Source organism: Bradyrhizobium sp. CCGUVB1N3 (genome assembly GCF_024199925.1).
GTDB lineage: Bacteria > Pseudomonadota > Alphaproteobacteria > Rhizobiales > Xanthobacteraceae > Bradyrhizobium.
Genome location: NZ_JANADR010000001.1, coordinates 5,706,404 through 5,725,704, shown reverse-complemented (window position 1 = coordinate 5,725,704; position 19,301 = coordinate 5,706,404). Strand labels below are relative to the sequence as shown.

Sequence of the window (19,301 nt, the reverse complement as noted above, 5' to 3'; positions counted from 1 at the left end):
CGACGTCGCTATGCGCCGTCCTTGCCCTGCAACCAGCGGCCGACCAGATGATGGGCGATGGCGAAGGGGTGCGGACCGGCAAGCCCGTCCGGATGCGTCCGCGCCAGCATCAGCCGAGCCTCGTCGCGGCTGAACCAGCGGGCGTCCTCCAGCTCCAAGCGGTCGACGGTGATCTCATCGGTCAGCGCCCGCGCGCTGCAGCCGATCATCAGCGACGACGGATAGGGCCAGGGCTGCGTCATGTAGTACTGCACATCGGCGCAGCGGATGCCGGACTCCTCGAAGATCTCGCGGCGCACCGCGTCCTCGATCGTCTCGGCCGCCTCGACGAAGCCGGCGAGACAGGAATACATGCCCGGCGGAAACTGCTTCTGGCGGCCGAGCAGGCACTTGTCGCCGGAGGCGACCAGCATGATCACGACCGGGTCGGTGCGTGGAAAATGCTCGGCCTTGCAAGCAGGACACTCGCGCTTCCAGCCGCCTTCCTTCATCGCGCTGCGCGCGCCGCAATTGGCACAATAGCCGTGGCGCTGATGCCAGGTGACCATCGACTTCGCCATAGCGATCGCGGACAGCTCCTGTGGCGGGATGGCGCCCTGCATGGCCATGCCGCGCAATTCGGTCACGGCGTAGTCCTCACGGCCGATCAGCTTTTCGGCCGCAGCCTGCGGCATGCCCATGCCGAACACCGCTGCGCCATCGCGCAGCCCCAAGAAGATCGTGCCGGGATTGGCGCCGCATTTGACGGCTTCGTCGATCGAGAGCAGGGCGCGGACGCGCTCGCCCTCGCGCTTCACCAGGAGCGAGTCGCGGTAGATCACATATGCGCGCGACGACGGATTCTGCTCGATCGCGAACAGTTTCTCGTCATTGAGGCGCAGATGCGCGGCGCGATCGAGGACGTTGGTGACGAAGGCCGGCTGTCCCAGCGGAAACGAGTCGAATGCTGACATTATTGTTCTTTCAACCCAATCGTTCTTTCAACCCAACCAGATCTTGCGGCGAAGCGCGCTGATGAAATTCTGGACCTCTTCGGCATCATGCGCCAAGGGCGGCATCACCCCCCAGACCGGGCGCGGCCATGCCGCATCGCTGGTGCGGCGCGCGATGATGTGCACGTGAAGCTGCGGCACGAGGTTGCCGAGCGCTGCGACGTTGAGCTTGTCGCATTTGGTGATCTCCTTCAGCGCGCGGGAGACGCGCGTGATCTCGGTCATCAACTGCGCCTGCTGGACCTCGTCGAGATCGATGATCTCGACCGCATCCGCGCGCCGCGGCACCAGCAAGAGCCACGGGTAATGGGCGTCCTTGATGACCAGCACTTTCGACAACGGCAGGTCGCCGATGTCGATGGTGTCCTCTTTCAGGCGGGAGTGCAGCGACCAGGCGGGATCAGGCATGAAAGTGTTTCCGAAAGGCCCGGCGCGATCGGGCTTGTTTGGTCCGACCATACGATACGGAGCTAGCGAGGGGAAGGATGGCGCTCCGCGCGGGCCGCATACTCGATCGTCGTCCTGGACAAGCGAGCGTAGCGAGCGCCGATCCAGGACCCATAACCACAGGCCACTGGAAGTGGCACGCTGGTTCGTCTCCTAGCGTGTCGAAACAATTGACACTCGGGATAATGGGTCCTGGCTTTCGCCAGGACGACACCGAGGTTGTTGATGTGCCTTACGCCTCCGCGAGCACGCGCGCGTTGGCGCGGATCGAGGCTTCGCTGACGCGGATACCGAGGCCGGGACCATCGGGCACGACGACATGGCCGCCGCGGTGGGGGATGCGCTCCTCCAGGACGTCCTCGGTCAGCACGTGATGCGGCATGTAGAATTCGCAGCCGAGCGAGATGCCGGGCGTTGCCGCAATGAGCTGCGTGCCGGCGGCAAGGCCAATGCCGCCTTCCCACAGCGTGCCGCCGTAGCCCGGCAGCCCGGCGACGTCGGCGATCGCCATGATGGCCTGCGCCTCGAACAGGCCGCCGGCCTTCATCAGCTTGATGGACACGGCGTCCGCGGCCTGCCGGCGCACCACCTCCATCATGTCGCGGCGATCGAAACAGCTCTCATCCGCGAGGACAGGCGTTTCCAGCGCTGATGTCAGCTCTGCCATCACGTCGAGATATTTGCGCGGCACCGGCTGCTCGATGAAGGTCGGTGAGAACTGCTCGACGTCGCGCAAAATCTTGACGGCGCCGAACGGCGCCAAGGCCTGGTTATAGTCGACGCGAAGGTCGACCTTGTCGCCGAACTCTTTGCGGATCGCCGAGAGGTGATCGAGATCCTCGCGATGCGGCTTCACACCGGTCTTGACCTTGTAGATGACGTTGCCGTCCGGAACCATTTTGCGCATGCGCTCGAGATCGGCGGCGAAATCGGGATCGGCGATCGAAAAGGAGAGGGGGATGGTGTCGCGCACGCGGCCGCCGAGCAGGTCGGCGACCGAAAGTCCCGCCGATTTGCCGACGATGTCGAGCAACGCCATCTCGATCGCGACTTTTGCCTCCGCGTGGCCGACCAGCGCGCGGTCGAGCTCCGCCATCAGCGCGCGGATGCGGCGCACCGGCTTGCCGAGCACGATCGGTCGCAGATAGATGTCGAGCGCGGAGAATGCCGCCTCCGGCGTTCCCGTAAACACCTCCCACGGTGCCGCTTCGCCCCAGCCGACCACGCCGTCGCTCGCAGTGAGCTCGAGCAGCACGCGCTTCACCGTGCCTTTGACGTTGCCGACGCCCTGAAGGCGCGCCATCTTGATCGGGCTTTCGATCAGGAACAGCCTGAGGCGTTCGACGGTCGCTTCGGTCATGTCAGGCCTCCATTGACGTGCCAGATCTGGCCGGTGACGTAGGACGCCTTCGGCGACGCCAGGAAGGCGATGATCTCGGCCACTTCCTCCGGCCGCCCGCGACGGCGCATCGGGATCAATGCTTCCGTTGCGGCGATCTGCTCGGGCGACAGCCGGCTTTCGCTCGGCTTGTCCTTGAGGATGAGGCCGGGTGCAACCGCATTGACGGTGATGCCGTCGCCGGCGAGTTCGACCGCGGTGAGCCGCACCAGGGCTTCCAGTGCAGCGCGGCTCGCGGCCGTTGCCGCGAAGGGCGCGAATTCGGGCCGGATCGCATGCGCCACGAACGACGACACCGCCACGATCCGCGCATCGTGCCCTGCACGCAATAGCGGAAGCGCGGCCTCGACCAGCCGCGTAAAGGCCAGTGCGGATTCGTCCATCGCGCGGTGGAATTGATCCGGCGGCGTTCCGATCGCACTGCCGCGGCGGGCATGGCCGCCCACCAGGACGAGCGCGTCGAGCCGGCCAAAGGCGGCTTGCGCGGCCGCGACGGTCTCAGCCGCGGTTCTCTCCTCGGCGAAATCGCCGAGGCATTTTGCGACCGTGGCGCCGCGCGCGGCGGCCTCGGTGGCCGCGGCATCGAGGCCGGCTGCATTCGAGCGTGTGTGCAGCAGGAGAGCGGTGCCGGGAGTTGCCAGCAGCTTTGCGGTGGCGCGGCCGATGCCGCTGGCGGCACCGGTGACGAGATAGGCGCGATCGATACCGGGCATCACGATGTCGCGTTGGCCGGCGGCAACGCGCCGGTGCGGTGGAAATGGCTGAGGAAGGTGCGCGTCGCAGCCTCGCGCGGGCTGTCGATCACCTCCCGCGCCGGGCCGTCCTCGACCACGATGCCGTCGCGCATGAACACGACTCGATCGGCGACCTCGCGGGCGAAGGCGATCTCATGCGTCACGATCACCATGGTCATGCCTTCGGAGGCGAGCCGCTGCATCACGTTGAGCACCTCGCCGACGAGCTCGGGATCTAGCGCGGAGGTCGCTTCATCGAACAGCATCACGTCTGGCTCCATGGCGAGCGCGCGCGCGATCGCGACACGCTGCTTCTGTCCGCCCGACAGTGTCGCCGGATATTGATCGGCCTTTTCCAGAAGTCCGACTTTCGCCAATTGTACTCGCGCCAATTTTTCGGCGTCTGCCTTGGCCATGCGGCGCACCGTAACGGGGCCCTCCATGACGTTTTGCAGCGTCGTCATGTGCGGGAACAGGTTGAAGTGCTGGAACACCATGCCGGTTTTGGCGCGGAATTTCGCAAGCGTCTTCACATCAGGCAGCTTGGTTCCCTCACCGAACGCGAAACGCGTCTCGCCGACACGGACGCTGCCGCCGTTCGGCACGACCAGCAGATTGACGCAGCGGAGCAGGGTCGACTTGCCGGAGCCCGACGGCCCGATCAGCGCGACCACGCCGCCCTTGGCGACGTCGAGGTTGATGTTCTTCAGCACCTCGTTGCTGCCGAAGCTCTTGCGCAAGCCGCGGATTTCGATTTTGCAAGTCTCCTTGGACGTATCGCTCATTCGCTGACCGCCAGACGCTTCTCGCCCCGCCGCACGATGATGGTCAGGGGAATCAGGATCGCGGCATAGGCGAGCGCCACCGCGGTGTAGGTCTCGAGCGGCCGGTAGCTGTCATGCGCGGCGACCTGGCTCTGATAGACGAGGTCGGGCACGGCGAGCACCGAGACCAGCGAGGTGTTCTTGAACTGGATGATCGACTGGTTCATCAGCGCCGGAATCATGCGCTTGATCGCCTGCGGCAGGACGATGCGTATCATGGCCTGGCGCGGCGTCATGCCGAGCGCGGCGCCCGCTTCCGACTGGCCGCTGTCGATCGAGACGATGCCGCCGCGGATGATCTCCGAATAGAACGAGCCGCCATAGAGCGACAGCGCCAGCGCCGAGGCCGTGATCGGCGTCATCTCGACGCCGGCGAGGATCGGCAGCGCGTAATAGAACCAGATCAGCTGCACCAGGATCGGCGTGCAGCGGAACGCCTCGACGAAGGTCAGCGCAATGCCGCGCAGCCAGCCAAAGCGCGACAGCATCGCGAGCGCGGCGATGAGGCCGAACAGCAGCCCGAGCAGCACGATGACCACGGTGAAGCCGACGGTGACGCCGAGTCCGTTCAGGAAGAGCCAGCGATAGCCCCAGAGGATGCCGAAGTCCCACTGATACATATTTTTTGGACCTCAGTCGCGAAGAAGTTTGGTTTGGCAGAGCGGCAGTCTCACTGCACCTCTCCCGCTTGCGGGAGAGGTCGGCGCGAAGCGCCGGGTGAGGGTTCTTTCCTCTCGGGGAGCCTCTCTGTGGAGGCACCCTCACCCCAACCCTCTCCCGCAAGCGGGAGAGGGGGCGCGGCACAATCCGCGGATCGAGTTCGTCCTCGTTTCATCAAAGCTACAGCGTCACGCCCGGCGGAATGTCCGCTTCCGTCACGCCCACGAGCTCCATGTTGGTGAGGATCGCGGTGCGGATGAAGCCGAGGCCCTTGTTGAAGTCGATCCAGGTGTTGACGTAGTCGCGCCAGGTCTTGTCGGTCTCGCGGCGGAAGCCGGCGTTCGAGGTGGTGGCGAAGATCGGCGTCGGCAGTAAGAACTGGCCGAGCGAGGGGTTCTTCTTCAAGACCGTCAGCGACAGCATGGTGATCAGACACTGCGCGTCGACGCGGCCGGTCTGCAGCGCAGCGGTGGCATCGTCGGCCGTCTTCAGGCGCGAGATCTGCGCCTTCGGGATCAGGCGGCTGACGACCTGGTCGTGCGAGGAGCCCTGGTCGACGGCGATCTTGATGTCGGGCGAGTTCAGCTCGGCCCAGGTCTTCGGCTTGAAATCCTTCTTGGCGAGGAAGGCGAAGGCGTTGTTGAAGACAGGAACCGAAAAGTCGATCACCAGAGCGCGCTTCGGGGTAGGGTTGAGACCGAAGAAGATGTCGATCTTGTTGGACTGGAGATCGAGCACCGAATTGCCCCAGGTGGTCTCGGTGATCTCGAGCTCGGCCTCCATGTCGTCGGCAAGCGCTTTCGCGATGTCGATGTAAAAACCCTTCCACTGGCCGCTGGAGAGGTCCTTCATGTAATAGGGCGCACCGCCATTGACTGCGCCGATCCGCATCTTCTTGGTGCGGCGGATGCGCGCGAAAGTGGATTCGTTGGAATCGGGGGCGGTCTGCGCCGCCGCCGGGGATGCGACCGCGCCTGCCGCCATTGCCGCGCCGACCGCGCCAAGCCCGACAATCGATGCAACATCACGACGTGTAACCATTTTTGGTATCGCTTTTCTGGTTGGATGTAGTTCCGGCAGGGTTCTTACCAAGGCGGCACCGTCAGCGAAAGCACAGCCTCTCGGCGGCGGGAGCAGGGAATTGCCCGGATGCTGGGCAGGCTGTCCCCGAGTGGATACCCGCTTGCTTTCCGGCCCTTTTGGCCCCAAATAGGGACCGGGAGATTGGCGGTGGACGAGCCACTCGCCAACCGGGTCAGGTCCGGAAGGAAGCAGCCCTAACGAGGTCCGGATCGGGTCGCTCGTCAGTCTCCTACCTGTTTTTTCGAGCGAATTGCGCCGGCGGGCTCCCCGCCAGCGCGCTCCTTTCCGCAAAAGCCGGCCGAGAGACATTTCATTGCGGATCGACCGATGACCGACGCTGGCGCCCCCGCCAACCCTGACAGCGCCAGCCAGGCTGGCTTTGAGCTCGGCGCCCAGCCGGGGACGCCGTACCGGGTGCTGGCGCGAAAATACCGCCCCTCCAGTTTCGACGATCTGATCGGCCAGGAGGCCGTGGTCCGCACCGTCTCCAATGCGTTCGAGACCGGACGTATCCCGCAGGCCTGGATCCTCACCGGCGTCCGAGGTGTCGGCAAGACCACCACCGCGCGCATCCTCGCCCGAGCGCTCAACTACGAGATGCCGGACGGCTCGGTGAAGGGCCCGACCATCCACATGCCGACGCTCGGCGTGCATTGCCAGGCAATCATGGAAAGCCGGCACATGGACGTGCTGGAGATGGACGCGGCATCACACACCGGCGTTGACGACGTCCGCCAGATCAACGACAGCGTGCGTTATGCGCCGGCCAGCGCCCGCTACAAGGTCTACATCATCGACGAAGTCCACATGCTGTCGACGGCGGCGTTCAACGCCTTCCTGAAGACGCTTGAGGAGCCGCCGGAGCACGCCAAGTTCGTGTTCGCGACCACCGAGATCCGCAAGGTTCCGGTGACCGTGCTGTCGCGCTGCCAGCGTTTTGATCTTCGCCGGGTCGAGGCCGACGTGCTGATGAAGCACCTTGCCAATATCGCCGCGAAGGAAAGCGTCGAGATCGAGCCCGAGGCGCTCGGCATCATCGCGCGCGCGGCGGAAGGTTCCGTGCGCGATTCGCTGTCGCTGCTCGACCAGGCAATCGCCCATGCGGCCGGCCAGGTGAAGGCCGACGCCGTGCGGCAGATGCTGGGGCTCGCCGACCGCACCCGCGTCATCGACCTCTTCGATTCGCTGGTGCGCGGCGACATCGCCTCGGCCTTCAACGAGTTCCGCGACCAGTACGACACCGGTGCCGATCCGATCGTCGTGCTCTCGGACCTCGCCGAATTCGTCAACTTCGTCACCCGCGTCAAGATCGTGCCGGCCACCGCCGACAACGTCGCCTATGGCGAGACCGAGCGGCTGCGCGCGCGCGACTTTGCGTCGAAGATCTCGATGCGCGTCTTGTCGCGGATGTGGCAGATGCTGCTCAAGGGCATCACCGAGGTGCAGGCCGCAACGCGCCCTGCGGCCGCCGCGGAGATGGTGCTGGTCCGCATCGCCTATGTCGCCGACCTGCCGACGCCGGACGAAGCGATCAGGATGCTGGAGCAGAACGGCGGTGGTTCGCCGGTGGTAAGCGGCGGAAGCGCTGCGCGCAGCACGCCGACCGCGCCGGTTGCCTCTGCTGCGCCGGTGCGTGCGCCTTCGTCGCCGCCCTCGTTCGGTGGTGGCGCGCGGCCGCAAATGGCAGCGCCCGCGCCGGAGATCCAAGGCTCGGCGCCCGCGCTGCGCATCACGAGCTTCACCCAGCTCGTCGCGCTTGCCGGCCAGAAGCGCGACCTCATGACCAAGGGCGCGCTCGAAGGCGATATGCGCCTCGTCCGTTTTGAGGAGGGCCGGCTGGAGGTCGCACTCGAGCCCAACGCTTCCAAGACCATGATTTCCGAGCTCGCGCGCAAATTCGAGCTCTGGACCGGTCGCCGCTGGACGGTGATCGTGTCCAACGAGCAGGGCCAGCCGACGCTGCGCTCGCTCAACCAGGCCGCCAAGCAGGAGCACGCGCGGACCGCGGAGGCCGATCCACGCGTGCAGGAGGTGCTGTCGCGCTTCCCCGGCGCCAAGGTTGTCGAGGTCCGCAGGCTTGCCCCCGAGACGCCGGAATCCAATATTAGCGCCGACTATGGCAGTGACGACCCGCCCGACGGTTCCGACGGCGACGACGATCTCTGAGCCTATCTTTCCAAGGACGAACAACCATGGCTGATTTCCTCGGCATGATGAAGCAGGCGGCGCAGCTGCAATCCAAGATGCAGGCGATGCAGGACGAGCTCGGCAATGTCGAGGTCGAGGGCATCTCCGGCGGCGGCCTGGTTGCGGTGCGCATGACCGCGAAGATGGACGTTAAGGGCATCAGGATCGATCCCTCGCTGATGAAGGCTGAGGAGCGCGAGGTGCTGGAGGATCTGCTCGTCACCGCACTCGGCGATGCGCGCCGTAAGGCGGAGGCCGCCATGCAGGAGAAGATGCAGGCGCTCACCGGCGGGCTCGGCCTGCCGCCGGGCCTGTTCGGCCAGTGACATGGGAGCCGTTGCCGGTCCCGAGATCGAACGCCTGATCCAGCTTCTGGCGCGGCTGCCCGGTTTGGGGCCGCGCTCGGCGCGGCGCGCCGCGCTGCACCTGATCAAGAAGCGCGAAGCGCTGATGATGCCGCTCTCCGCCGCCTTGCAGGTCGCGCTCGACAAGGTCCAGGTGTGCAAGACCTGCGGCAATATCGACACGCAAAGTCCCTGCACGGTCTGCACCGACCCGCGCCGCGATGACGCCATCATCGTCGTGGTCGCCGATGTCGCCGATCTCTGGGCGCTGGAGCGGGCCAACGCGACGCAAGGGCGCTATCACGTGCTTGGTGCGACATTGTCGCCGCTCGACGGGGTCGGCCCGCAGGATCTCACCATCGATGCGCTGGTCGCCCGTGCGCATGATCCGCAGGTGCACGAGATCATTTTGGCGTTGAACGCGACGGTGGACGGCCAGACCACGGCGCATTACATCACCGACCTGCTCCAGGACGCCAACGTAAAAGTAACCCGGCTCGCCCATGGTGTGCCGGTCGGCGGCGAGCTTGATTATCTCGATGAAGGTACGCTATCGGCGGCAATGCGGCAGCGGACCCTGTTCTAGCTATTTCCCTAAGACGACGGAACGGACGACATGACGAGACGATTCGCCAAACGGCTGGCTTTGGTCGTGACCATGATGACGCTGGTGACGCCGGCCATCTCGGCACAGCAGGACGATGGTGCTCCGCCGCCGTCAAAGCCCGGCAAGCCGATCAACACCGGAGAGGTGCTGTCCGGCGAGCTCAACAGCATGCGCGTGCGCGACGTCAAGAACGGCAAGAAGGTTGCGACCTACCAGATCACGTCCGAGCCGCGGCGGCTGCCGCCGCCGAACGGGCTGTGCAATCTCGAGACGGGACCCGAGACCTTCCAGCTCGTCACAAGCAGCGACGCGCAGGCCACGCAGCTGAAATCATTCGTCGGCAAGGAAATCTCCGTCAAGGTCGACGAGGTCGCCTGCGCCAGCGATCCCGGCCAGATGAGCGAAGCCGTGATCACCAAGTGGAGTTTGGTGAAGAAGCAGTAGGGAAGGTTCGCGTCTTCAACTGAGCTGCCGTAGGGTGGGCAAAGGCGCAAAGCGCCGTGCCCACCATCTATCCACAATCGCAACAGAAGTGGTGGGCACGCTTCCGCCTTCGCTCTTCGAGCTACGGCGGACAAGTCGCTTTGCCCACCCTACGGCGGCGTTAAACCCGCACCGGACCCAGCGTGTCGAAATGCCCGCGCTTCTGCAAATAGGCCAGCAGGATCAGGCTGGGCACCGCGACCACCACGCAGATCATGAAGAACAGCGGCCAGCCCGTCAGCTTCGCCACGAATCCTGCGCCTGACGAGAGATAGGTGCGCCCGACCGCGGCGAGCGCGGTGAGCAGCGCATATTGCGTCGCCGTGTGCAGCGGATTCTGGCATAGCGCCGAGAGATAGGCGACGAAGATCACGGTGCCGATGGCGCTGGTGAAGTTCTCGCAGGTGATTGCGAAGGCGAGCGCCCATTGATTGGTGCCGACGAGTGCGAGCCATGAGAAGGACAGGTTCGCGATTGCCTGCACCACGCCGCCGATCCACAGGCTCGTTGCAAGCGAATAGCGCCGCGCCACGAAGCCGCCGGCAAAGCCGCCGATCAGGGTTGCGGCAAGACCGACGCCTTTCACGATCGCCGCGTAATCGTTGCGGGAGAACCCGAGGTCGATCACGAACGGTGCCGTCATGGTGCCGGAGAATGCATCGGTGAACTTGAACAGCACCACGAAAGCGAGCGCGGCGAGCGCATCCTTGCGCGACAGGAATTCCGAGAAGGCACCGATCGCGGCGTGCATGACGCGCGCGAATGCCGTCTCGGTCTGCGTTGCGGCTTCGGCCTTCGCCGATTGTGCAGGCTCGGTGGCGAGGAGCGCGGTGATCGTGCCGATCAGCACCATCGCCGCCATCACCACGTAGCCCCACATCCAGGCGGACGGCTTCGGAATGCCGGTGCTTTCGAAGCCGGATACGACGAACAGCGCGCCCGCGGTCGAGACCAGCATGCCGATGCGGTAGGCCGCGACGTAAGACGCCATGCCGGCGGCCTGCTCGCTCTCGGGCAGGCTCTCGACCCGGAAGGCGTCGACGACGATGTCCTGCGTTGAGGACGTCGTCGCCACCAGCAGCGCACCGAGTGCGACGTAGAACGGCGAGCGTGCGGGGTCGGTCAGCGCCAGGAGCAGGATCGAGATGATCAGCAGGAGCTGCGAGAACAGCAGCCAGCCGCGGCGGCGCCCGAACGCGCGGGTGAACAACGGCACATGCAGCGCATCCACCAGCGGCGCCCACAAGAATTTCAGCGTATAGGGCGTACCGACCAGCGCGAACAGCCCGATGGTCCCGAGATCGACGCCGGACTCCCGCATCCATACCAAAAGCGTCGAGCCCGACAGCGCCAGCGGCAGGCCGGAGGAGAAGCCGAGGAACAGCACGATCAGCACCCGCGGTTGCAGGTACACGGCAAGGCTCTCGCGCCAGGAGGCGGCGGAGGGCTCGGTGGTTGCGGGAGCAGTTCCGGAAGTCGCGTCGGGTGCGGTCATGGAGAGTTGGTAGCAGATTCTGGCCGAAAAGACTCTCGCCGCGGTCGGTGAGGTGGAAGCTCTCAACGCCCCCTCGGAGTCATCGTCCGCGAAGGCGGACGATCCAGTACTCATCAGCGTCTCGGTTCAATCACGACCGCCGCGGAGTACTGGATGCTCCGCCTTCGCGGGGCATGACACTGTACCTTAAGGATCACTCCCCCGCCTGGAGCTTGCGGGGAAACAGCTCCGGCGTGTTGGCGACGAGCCGCGGTCCCTCCGGCGCGTCGGTCTTGCTGAAATCGAGTTCCTCGATTCTTCCGGCGCGCTTCTCGATCTTGTCGGCGGAGATCAGGATCTGGCGGACGTCCTCGTTCGCGTCGGCAAAGTGCTTCTGCAATTTCAGCACGCGGTCGCGCAGGCGGCCGAGGTCGTCGCCGAGCTTGATCACCTCGGTCTGGATCTGATCGGCGGCGTCGCGCATGCGCGCGTCCTTCATGATCTGCTGCATCACCTGGATCGCCAGCATCAGCAGCGAGGGCGAGACCAGCACTACGCGGGCGCGATAGGCCTTCTGAATCACGTCGTCGAAACCGTCGTGGATTTCGGCGTAGACCGACTCCGACGGCACGAACATCAGCGCCATCTCCTGGGTCTCGCCGGTGACGAGATATTTTTCGGCGATGTCGCTGACATGCTTCATCACGTCGCCGCGCAGCCGCTGCGTGGCGACGCGTCGCTCCTCGTCGGTGCGTGCGTCGTGCAGCGCGGTCATCGCCTCCAGAGGAAATTTTGCGTCGATGCACAGCGGCCGCTGGTCGGGCAGGAACACCACGCAGTCGGGCCGCTTGCCGGTCGAGAGCGTGAACTGGAACTCGTAGGAGCCCTTCGGCAGCCCGTCCTGGACGATCGCTTCCATCCGCGCCTGGCCGAAGGCGCCGCGCGACTGCTTGTTGGCGAGCACGTCGCGCAAGGTCGTCACCTGCGTCGTCAGGTCGGTGAGGTTCTTGTGTGCGCTGTCGATGATGCCGAGCCGCTCGTGCAGCGCGCGCAGGCTCTCCATGGTGTTGCGTGTCGTATGCTCCATGGACTGGCCGACGCGATGCGTGACCGAATCCAGCCGCTCGTTGACCGCGCGCGCCATCTCGGCCTGGCGGCCGGCGAGCGTCTGCGCCATGGCGTCGACGCGGCCAGACGCCTCGCTCTGGGCGCGCAGCATCTGGCTCAGGCGCTCCTCCAACTCGTCGGCCCGGATGGTCTGGGCCATGGCGAGTTCCGCGCCACGCCGCGAGCCGCGGGCGATCACGATGGCGATCACCAGGAGCAGGATGAGGGCCAGCACACCGAAGCCGATCAGCGCATCGACGGTGCGCACCGGCCAGTCGCCAGCGGTAAAAATGATCTCGTTCATGTCAACCCTTCTAGCCGATTCGCGAAGCGACACGAACGAAGAGGGAACATTTATGGTTAACCAGCGGTGAATTTTTATGGTTAACGAAGCCCTAATTATTATGGTTAGCAGACCGTTAACGCCGTTCCCCGCCGGATTGACCGCACCGGGCGCGCGGCTTAAATCGCCGCCATGGCCCTCAGAGAAATCATCATCCTGCCCGACAAGCAGTTGCGCCTGGTCTCCAAGCCGATCGAAAAGGTCACGGCGGAGATCCGCAAGCTTGCCGACGACATGTTCGAGACCATGTACGACGCGCCCGGCATCGGGCTTGCGGCGATCCAGATCGCGCAACCCCTGCGTCTGATCACCATGGACCTCGCCAAGCGTGACGAGAACGGCGAGACCGCGCGAGAGCCGCGCGTCTTCATCAATCCGGAGATCGTGGCCTCGTCCGAGGAGCTGTCGGTTTACGAGGAAGGCTGTCTCTCGATCCCCGAATATTACGAGGAGGTCGAGCGGCCTGCGAAGGTGCGCGTGCGCTTCACCGATCTCGACGGCAAGCTGCACGAGGAGGATGCCGAAGGGCTCTACGCCACCTGCATCCAGCACGAGATCGACCATCTCAATGGCGTGCTGTTCGTCGACTATCTGTCAAAACTCAAGCGCGACCGCGTGTTCAAGAAGTTCGAGAAAGCCGCCAAGCGCGCGGGAGAGTAAGTTTTAGCGCTGCCCCATACTCCCTGCGCTCCCTCCCCCCTTGTGGGGGAGGGCAGGGGAGGGGGGCCCAGCAATAGGTGCTCATCATTTGCGAGCGCCAGCAACAAGGCGCCTGCATCGTCCGCGCTCAAGCCGAGAGAGCGCGCCGTGTGGCACCCCCCTCCCTAGCCCTCCCCCACAAGGGGGGAGGGAACGCAGTGAGTTCTGTTGATGCCCCTCCGCCTCATCTTCATGGGTACGCCTGATTTCTCCGTGCCGACGCTGCTCGAGCTCGTCGCGCATGGCCACGAGATCGTGGCCGTCTACACCCGTGCGCCGAAGCCGGGCGGGCGGCGCGGGCTGCAATTGCAGCCGACGCCGGTTGAAGACGCCGCGCGAAAGCTCGGCATTCCCGTGCTGACGCCAAAAACACTGAAGACGCAGGAAGCCCTCGAAGAATTCTGCGCGTTCGATGCCGACGCAGCCGTCGTCGTCGCCTACGGCATGATCCTGCCGCAGGCGATCCTCGATGCACCAAAGCTCGGCTGCTACAATCTGCATGCCTCGCTGCTGCCGCGCTGGCGCGGTGCCGCGCCGATCAACCGCGCGATCATGGCCGGCGATGCCGAGAGCGGCGTCATGGTGATGAAGATGGACGTGGGGCTGGACACCGGCGACGTCGCCATGGCCGAGCGTCTTGCGATTTCGGACAGCATGACCGCCGCCGATCTGCACGATCGCCTCGCCCGGCTCGGTGCCGATCTGATGGTGCGCGCGATGGCCGCGCTGGGACGTGGCGGTCTCCAGCTCAAAAAACAGAGCGAGGACGGCGTCACCTACGCCGCCAAGATCGACAAGGCCGAGGCGCGCATCGACTGGAGCAAGCCTGCGCGCGCGGTACTGCGGCATATTCACGGCCTGTCGCCGTTTCCCGGAGCATGGAGCGAGCTTGCGGGCGCGAGCGAAAACGCGCGCGTGAAAATCCTGCGCTGTGAGCTCGCAAAAGGCTCGGGCGCGCCCGGCGACGTGCTCGACGACCAGCTCACCATCGCCTGCGTCGAGGGCGCCATCCGCATCATCGAGCTGCAGCGCGAAGGCAAGGCGCGGATGCAGGCCGCGGACTTCTTGCGCGGGGTGCCGTTGAAGGCGGGCGCCAAATTCATGTGACCCTGTCATACCCCGCGAAAGCGGGGTATCCAGTACGCTGCGGCCTCTCCGGTCTAGTTGCGCCGCCTCTGGAATACTGGATCGCCCGCCTTCGCGGGCGATGACGTCGAAATTGGACTTGGATGCCCCGCTACAAGCTCACCATCGAATATGACGGCGCGCCGTTCTGCGGCTGGCAGGTGCAGGCGACGCTGCCCTCGGTGCAGGGCGCGCTCGAGGCGGCCGTGAAGGCGATGTGCGGCACTGACGTGCGCGTGCATGGGGCTGGCCGCACCGATGCCGGCGTGCACGCGCTCGGCCAGGTCGCGCATGTCGATATTGAAAAGCCCTTTGCGCCGGATCGCCTTCGCGATGGCCTGAATGCGCATCTGCGCCCCGCTCCGATCGCGGTGCTCGAAGCCGCGATCGTGCCGGAGACGTTCGAGGCGCGCTTTTCGGCCATCAAGCGCCACTACCGCTATCGCATCGTCAACACCCGCGCCAATCTCGCGCTCGACGTCGGCCACGCCTGGCGCGTGTCGCGCAGGCTCGACACCGACGCCATGCATGCGGCCGCGCAGCGCCTGATCGGCAAGCACGATTTCACGACCTTTCGCGACACCGAGTGCCAGGCCAAATCGCCGGAGAAGACGCTCGACCAGCTCGACGTGCTGCGCGACGGGCGTGAGGTGACGATCCTCACCTCGGCGCGCTCGTTCCTGCACAGCCAGGTCCGCTCGATGGTCGGCTCGCTGGTCTGGGTCGGCGAAGGCCGCTGGAGCGCCGATGACCTCTCCGCAGCGCTAGCCGCCCGCAACCGCGCCGCCTGCGGCATCGTCGCCCCGCCTGAGGGGCTGTATCTGGTGCGGGTGGATTATTGATTGGCTGAGCGCTTTCGCGCCCCGTCGTCATGGCCGGGCTTGTCCCGGCCATCCACGATCTTCCTTCGCCGCAGCTAAAAACGTGGATGCCCGGGACAAGCCCGGGCATGACGGTGGAGTACGTGGCGATAGCGGAAGTCCTACCCAAAATACCGCGTCAAAATCCCGCGATAGACCCGCGTCAGCTTCTCCAGGTCCGCGACCGGCACGCGTTCGTCGATCTGGTGCATGGTCTGGCCGACCAGGCCAAACTCGATCACCGGGCAATAGCTGGAAATGAAGCGCGCATCCGAGGTGCCGCCTGACGTCGACAGCTCGGGCTTGCGTCCCGTCACCTCCGAGATCGCGGAGACCGCGAGATCGGTGAACGGGCCGGGCTTGGTGACGAACACGTTGGAGTTCGAGGGCTCCCAGACGATGTGCGCGCGGATGCGGTTGCCGCAGGCTTTTGCCAGCCGCGCCTCGACCAGCTCGCGCAGGCTCGCCTGTGTGTGATTGTCGTTGTAGCGGATGTTGAACTTTGCGCGGGCCTGGCCGGGGATCACGTTGTAGGCGGAGTTGCCGACGTCGACGGAGGTGAATTCCAGGTTGGACGCCTGGAACTGCGCGCTGCCATGATCGAGCGGCTCGTCCGAGATCGCGACGATCAGCCGCGAGATATCGGGCACGGGATTGGACGCGCGGTGCGGGTAAGCGACGTGGCCCTGCCGTCCCTCGACATGGAGCGTGCCGGATTGCGAGCCGCGGCGGCCGACCTTGATGGTGTCGCCGAGCGTCTCGACATTGGAGGGCTCGCCGAGCACGCAATGGTCGAACGTCTCGCCGCGTTCGGCGGCCCATTTGAGCAGCTTGATCGTGCCGTTGATGGAGACGTCTTCCTCGTCGCCGGTGATCAGGAAGGAGATCGAGCCCTTCCCGTCGGCGCGCGGCTTGCCGCCATTCGCTGCGAGATGCTCCAGCACTGCAGCGACGCTGCATGCGATGCCGCCCTTCATGTCGACCGCGCCGCGGCCATAGAGATAGCCGTCCTTCACCTCGCCGGAGAATGCTCCGAGCGTCCACGCCGATTCGTCGCCGGGCGGCACCACGTCGGTATGGCCGGCGAAGGTGATGTGCGGCCCTTCGGTGCCGATGCGGGCGTAGAGATTGTCAATGTCGGCGGTGCCGGGCTCGCCGAAGGTGACGCGATCCGTCGTGAAGCCGGCGGCCTTCAGGAGGTCTTCGAGGACACCGAGGGCACCGGCATCGGCCGGGGTGACGGAGGGGCAGCGAACGAGGTCGCGGGTGAGGGAAACAGCGTCAGTCATGCCCCCGGCTTTACACGCCATTGCGGCGGCGGGCCAGCCTTCTGCGCAGCCATTTCCAGCTCGCGCTTCTGATCCCAGCCCAATTCAGCGGCCGGCGAGACGTGGAGCGGATTGGCACCAAAGCGGTTGGTCTTGCGCGAGCCGCGGAAGAACAGCAGTTCGATCCAGCCCCACGACGCCAGCACGAGCGAGATCAGGCCGAGCGTGAAGCTGACGTAATCGTTGTCGATCCGGTCCAGGAACTGGTTGATCAGGCCGGGCAGGACGAAGAACGGCAACACCCACCAGGCGCTCTTGTCACGGTCATGCAGCCGCTTGATCGCGGTCGCGGCAAAGACCCATGCGAACAGCGGCGTGCCGATCACCTTGGCCAGGATCAGCGGGAGATCGGCACGCGACAGCGTGCGATAGGTATTGGGATCGACGATCTTGAAGACGTCCTCGACCGAGAAGCCGAACCTGCGGGCGCCGAACGCCACCACGATCGCGGCCAGGACAATCATCCAGCAGACGATGACCAACCCGGCGAGCCAGAACTTGGCGCGGTTGATGCGGCCCTTGAAGCTGAAAAGGTACCAGGTCCAATCCATGATAAAAAACCCCGGGCGGCGGAAATCATTCGCGGCCCGGAGTTTGGTCGGTTTTGGACCAGATTTGGTTCGATCAGTCCCGCAGCAGCTCGTTGATGCTGGTCTTCGACCGCGTGCGCTCGTCGACGCGCTTCATGATCACCGCGCAGGCGGTGCTCGGGCCGATCTGGCCGTTCTTCATTGGCTTGCCGGGTAGCGCGCCGGGCACCACCACCGAATATTCCGGCACCTCGCCGACGAAGACTTCGCCGGTCTCGCGGTCGACGATCTTGGTCGAAGCGCCCAGAAACACGCCCATCGCCAGTACCGCGCCCTTGCGCACGATGACGCCCTCGGCGACCTCGCTGCGCGCACCGATGAAGCAGTCGTCCTCGACGATCACGGGCTCGGCCTGGAGCGGCTCGAGCACGCCGCCGATGCCGACGCCGCCGGAAATGTGCACGCGCTTGCCGATCTGCGCGCAGGAGCCGACGGTCGACCAAGTGTCGATCATGGTGGATTCATCGACATAGGCGCCGAGATTGACGAAGGAGGGCATCAAAACGACGTTGCGCGCGATGAAGGCCGAGCGGCGCACGATCGCGCCGGGCACCGCGCGAAAACCGGCATCGCGAAAGCGGTTCTCGCCCCAGCCGTCGAACTTCGAGGGCACCTTGTCCCACCACGAGGCCTTGCCGGGGCCGCCGGGAATGGCGCTCATGTCGTTGAGGCGGAAGGAAAGCAGCACCGCCTTCTTCAGCCACTGATTGACCTTCCACTTGCCGCCGGCCTCGCGCTCGGCGACGCGCGCCTCGCCCTTGTCCAGAATGTCCAGCGCATGATCCACGGCCTCGCGGACCTCGCCCTTGGTCGAGGTCGAGATGCCGTCACGCGCGTCGAAGGCGCCGTTGATGGTGGATTCGAGGGCTTGGAGGGACATCGGGATTTCCTCAGGCGGGATTTGTGACGGATTGGGAGGCTTTTTCGGGATTTGGGCCCGGAGAGTCAAGGCATACTCACCTGTCGTCCCGGGGCGCGCAAAGCGCGAGCCCGGGACCCATAGCCACAGGGAGGAGTTTGGCGAAGATTGGTAACCACCCATCTCGCGCCACAACCATTCCCTGGGGCTATGGGTCCTGGCCTTCGCCAGGACGACTGCGGCTATCGTGTCGACTGCCTCGCCAAAAACCCCGCCAGGTCATCCGTGACATGGTCGACATGGGCGGCGTCGCGGCCTTCCAGTTCCCAGTCCTCGCGGATCACTTCCTTCGTGCCGTCGGGCACCACCAGCACCGTGGTCATGCCAAGCTCGTGCGGAACGGTGAGGTTGCGGGCGAGATCCTCGAACATCGCCGCCCGGGTCGGATCGACCGCATGGTCGCTGAGGAATTTCTGGTAGGTCTGCCGCGCCGGCTTCGGCTCGAACTCGGCGGCGATGATGTCGAACACCGCATCGAAATGCGCGGCGAGGCCGAGCCGCGACAGCACCGCATCGACGTGATCGACCGAGCCGTTGGTCAGGATCAGCTTGCGCCCCGGAAGTTTTGCGATGGCCTCGCCGAGCGCCGGGTTCGGCTCCAGCGGCGAGTGATCGATCTTGTGGACATAGGCGAGGTAGTCGTCGGCGCGCACGCCGTGCAGGGTCATCATGCCGCGCATGGTGGTGCCGAAGCGGCGGTAATAGTCCTTCTGGATATTCCGCGCTTCCTCAGCCGTCACGTTCAGCCAGCTGCAGACGAACTCCCCGATCCGCGCATCGACCTGCTGCCACAGGTTGACGTGATGCGGATAGAGCGTGTTGTCGAGATCGAACACCCAGGTGTCGATGTGGGTGAAGGAGCGGGGTGGGGTCATCTCAACATTCTCAGCTCGTCGTCCCGGACCGGCGCACGCGCTATCCAACCTTGCGCTGTCGTCCCGGACAAGCGCAGCGAAGCGGAGCGCAGATCCGGGACCCATAGCCCCAGGGAGAAGTCGTTTGCGTGATCGTGGTTACATCTTGCCGCATAACGACTGCCTGTGGTTATGGGTCCCGGCCTTCGCCGGGACGACGGCGGTATTTGTGGCGCGATGAT

20 protein-coding genes and 1 other RNA gene are annotated in these 19,301 nt (G+C 65.2%); 8 read left to right on the top strand and 13 right to left on the bottom strand.

Features of this window, described 5'->3' with window-relative positions; genetic code table 11:
• Window positions 1-8: 8 nt before the first annotated feature.
• The 7 genes from nudC to NLM33_RS27295 all read right to left on the bottom strand — a co-directional run bounded on the left by nudC (window position 9) and on the right by NLM33_RS27295 (window position 6,097).
• Complete coding sequence (gene nudC, locus NLM33_RS27325; protein ID WP_254100581.1) at window positions 9-953, bottom strand: NAD(+) diphosphatase; 945 nt, start codon at window positions 951-953, stop codon at window positions 9-11.
• Window positions 954-980: 27 nt separating this feature from the next.
• The gene (locus tag NLM33_RS27320; protein ID WP_027520822.1) at window positions 981-1,400 is read right to left on the bottom strand and encodes an HIT domain-containing protein; all 420 of its coding nucleotides are present in this window, start codon (window positions 1,398-1,400) and stop codon (window positions 981-983) included.
• 271 nt (window positions 1,401-1,671) lie between these two features.
• On the bottom strand, window positions 1,672-2,799 hold the full coding sequence (locus tag NLM33_RS27315) for a muconate cycloisomerase family protein (RefSeq protein WP_254100578.1): 1,128 nt from the start codon (window positions 2,797-2,799) through the stop codon (window positions 1,672-1,674).
• Window positions 2,796-3,551, bottom strand: coding sequence for an SDR family NAD(P)-dependent oxidoreductase (locus NLM33_RS27310; protein WP_254100575.1), 756 nt, complete (start codon window positions 3,549-3,551; stop codon window positions 2,796-2,798). Before NLM33_RS27310 ends, NLM33_RS27315 begins: the two co-directional genes overlap by 4 nt.
• The gene (locus NLM33_RS27305) at window positions 3,551-4,357 is read right to left on the bottom strand and encodes an amino acid ABC transporter ATP-binding protein (RefSeq protein WP_254100572.1); all 807 of its coding nucleotides are present in this window, start codon (window positions 4,355-4,357) and stop codon (window positions 3,551-3,553) included. Before NLM33_RS27305 ends, NLM33_RS27310 begins: the two co-directional genes overlap by 1 nt.
• Window positions 4,354-5,016 carry an amino acid ABC transporter permease gene (locus NLM33_RS27300; RefSeq protein ID WP_254100569.1) on the bottom strand — a complete coding sequence of 221 codons (663 nt, stop codon included), beginning with the start codon at window positions 5,014-5,016 and terminating at the stop codon, window positions 4,354-4,356. Before NLM33_RS27300 ends, NLM33_RS27305 begins: the two co-directional genes overlap by 4 nt.
• A 220-nt stretch (window positions 5,017-5,236) precedes the next feature.
• Window positions 5,237-6,097 carry a transporter substrate-binding domain-containing protein gene (locus tag NLM33_RS27295; protein ID WP_254100566.1) on the bottom strand — a complete coding sequence of 287 codons (861 nt, stop codon included), beginning with the start codon at window positions 6,095-6,097 and terminating at the stop codon, window positions 5,237-5,239.
• 178 nt (window positions 6,098-6,275) lie between these two features.
• Here NLM33_RS27295 and ffs point away from each other — a divergent pair.
• The 5 genes from ffs to NLM33_RS27270 all read left to right on the top strand — a co-directional run bounded on the left by ffs (window position 6,276) and on the right by NLM33_RS27270 (window position 9,721).
• Window positions 6,276-6,372: signal recognition particle sRNA small type (gene ffs, locus NLM33_RS27290), an RNA gene on the top strand.
• Between the two features lie 94 nt (window positions 6,373-6,466).
• Window positions 6,467-8,305 (top strand): DNA polymerase III subunit gamma/tau, encoded by a 1,839-nt coding sequence (locus NLM33_RS27285; RefSeq protein ID WP_254100563.1) that lies wholly within the window; start codon window positions 6,467-6,469, stop codon window positions 8,303-8,305.
• 26 nt (window positions 8,306-8,331) lie between these two features.
• Window positions 8,332-8,652 (top strand): YbaB/EbfC family nucleoid-associated protein, encoded by a 321-nt coding sequence (locus NLM33_RS27280; protein WP_254100560.1) that lies wholly within the window; start codon window positions 8,332-8,334, stop codon window positions 8,650-8,652.
• Window position 8,653: 1 nt separating this feature from the next.
• On the top strand, window positions 8,654-9,256 hold the full coding sequence (gene recR, locus NLM33_RS27275) for a recombination mediator RecR (protein ID WP_254100557.1): 603 nt from the start codon (window positions 8,654-8,656) through the stop codon (window positions 9,254-9,256).
• Between the two features lie 30 nt (window positions 9,257-9,286).
• Window positions 9,287-9,721: a hypothetical protein gene (locus NLM33_RS27270; RefSeq protein WP_254100554.1), complete on the top strand. Its 435-nt coding sequence runs from the start codon at window positions 9,287-9,289 to the stop codon at window positions 9,719-9,721.
• 160 nt (window positions 9,722-9,881) lie between these two features.
• On the opposite strand, the gene NLM33_RS27265 is transcribed toward NLM33_RS27270, so the two are convergent.
• Both NLM33_RS27265 and NLM33_RS27260 read right to left on the bottom strand, forming a co-directional pair.
• Window positions 9,882-11,255 carry an MFS transporter gene (locus tag NLM33_RS27265; RefSeq protein ID WP_254100551.1) on the bottom strand — a complete coding sequence of 458 codons (1,374 nt, stop codon included), beginning with the start codon at window positions 11,253-11,255 and terminating at the stop codon, window positions 9,882-9,884.
• Between the two features lie 193 nt (window positions 11,256-11,448).
• Window positions 11,449-12,645 (bottom strand): DNA recombination protein RmuC, encoded by a 1,197-nt coding sequence (locus NLM33_RS27260; protein ID WP_254100548.1) that lies wholly within the window; start codon window positions 12,643-12,645, stop codon window positions 11,449-11,451.
• A 171-nt stretch (window positions 12,646-12,816) separates the two neighbouring features.
• On the opposite strand from NLM33_RS27260, the gene def reads away from it, so the two are divergent.
• The 3 genes from def to truA all read left to right on the top strand — a co-directional run bounded on the left by def (window position 12,817) and on the right by truA (window position 15,350).
• On the top strand, window positions 12,817-13,344 hold the full coding sequence (gene def / locus NLM33_RS27255) for a peptide deformylase (protein WP_254100545.1): 528 nt from the start codon (window positions 12,817-12,819) through the stop codon (window positions 13,342-13,344).
• Between the two features lie 210 nt (window positions 13,345-13,554).
• The gene (gene fmt, locus NLM33_RS27250) at window positions 13,555-14,490 is read left to right on the top strand and encodes a methionyl-tRNA formyltransferase (RefSeq protein ID WP_254100541.1); all 936 of its coding nucleotides are present in this window, start codon (window positions 13,555-13,557) and stop codon (window positions 14,488-14,490) included.
• Window positions 14,491-14,612: 122 nt separating this feature from the next.
• Entirely contained in the window at window positions 14,613-15,350 is a 738-nt protein-coding gene (gene truA, locus NLM33_RS27245; RefSeq protein WP_254100538.1) for a tRNA pseudouridine(38-40) synthase TruA, read from the top strand.
• 140 nt (window positions 15,351-15,490) lie between these two features.
• Here truA and dapE read toward each other — a convergent pair whose 3' ends face one another.
• From dapE to NLM33_RS27225, 4 genes are all read right to left on the bottom strand, one after another.
• Entirely contained in the window at window positions 15,491-16,657 is a 1,167-nt protein-coding gene (gene dapE / locus NLM33_RS27240; protein WP_254100535.1) for a succinyl-diaminopimelate desuccinylase, read from the bottom strand.
• The gene (locus tag NLM33_RS27235) at window positions 16,654-17,247 is read right to left on the bottom strand and encodes a DUF805 domain-containing protein (RefSeq protein ID WP_254100533.1); all 594 of its coding nucleotides are present in this window, start codon (window positions 17,245-17,247) and stop codon (window positions 16,654-16,656) included. The genes dapE and NLM33_RS27235 overlap by 4 nt, the downstream gene beginning before the upstream one ends.
• A 73-nt stretch (window positions 17,248-17,320) precedes the next feature.
• Entirely contained in the window at window positions 17,321-18,166 is an 846-nt protein-coding gene (dapD, locus tag NLM33_RS27230; RefSeq protein ID WP_254100531.1) for a 2,3,4,5-tetrahydropyridine-2,6-dicarboxylate N-succinyltransferase, read from the bottom strand.
• Between the two features lie 221 nt (window positions 18,167-18,387).
• Window positions 18,388-19,080, bottom strand: coding sequence for a pyrimidine 5'-nucleotidase (locus NLM33_RS27225; protein WP_254100529.1), 693 nt, complete (start codon window positions 19,078-19,080; stop codon window positions 18,388-18,390).
• Between the last annotated feature and the right edge of the window lie 221 nt (window positions 19,081-19,301).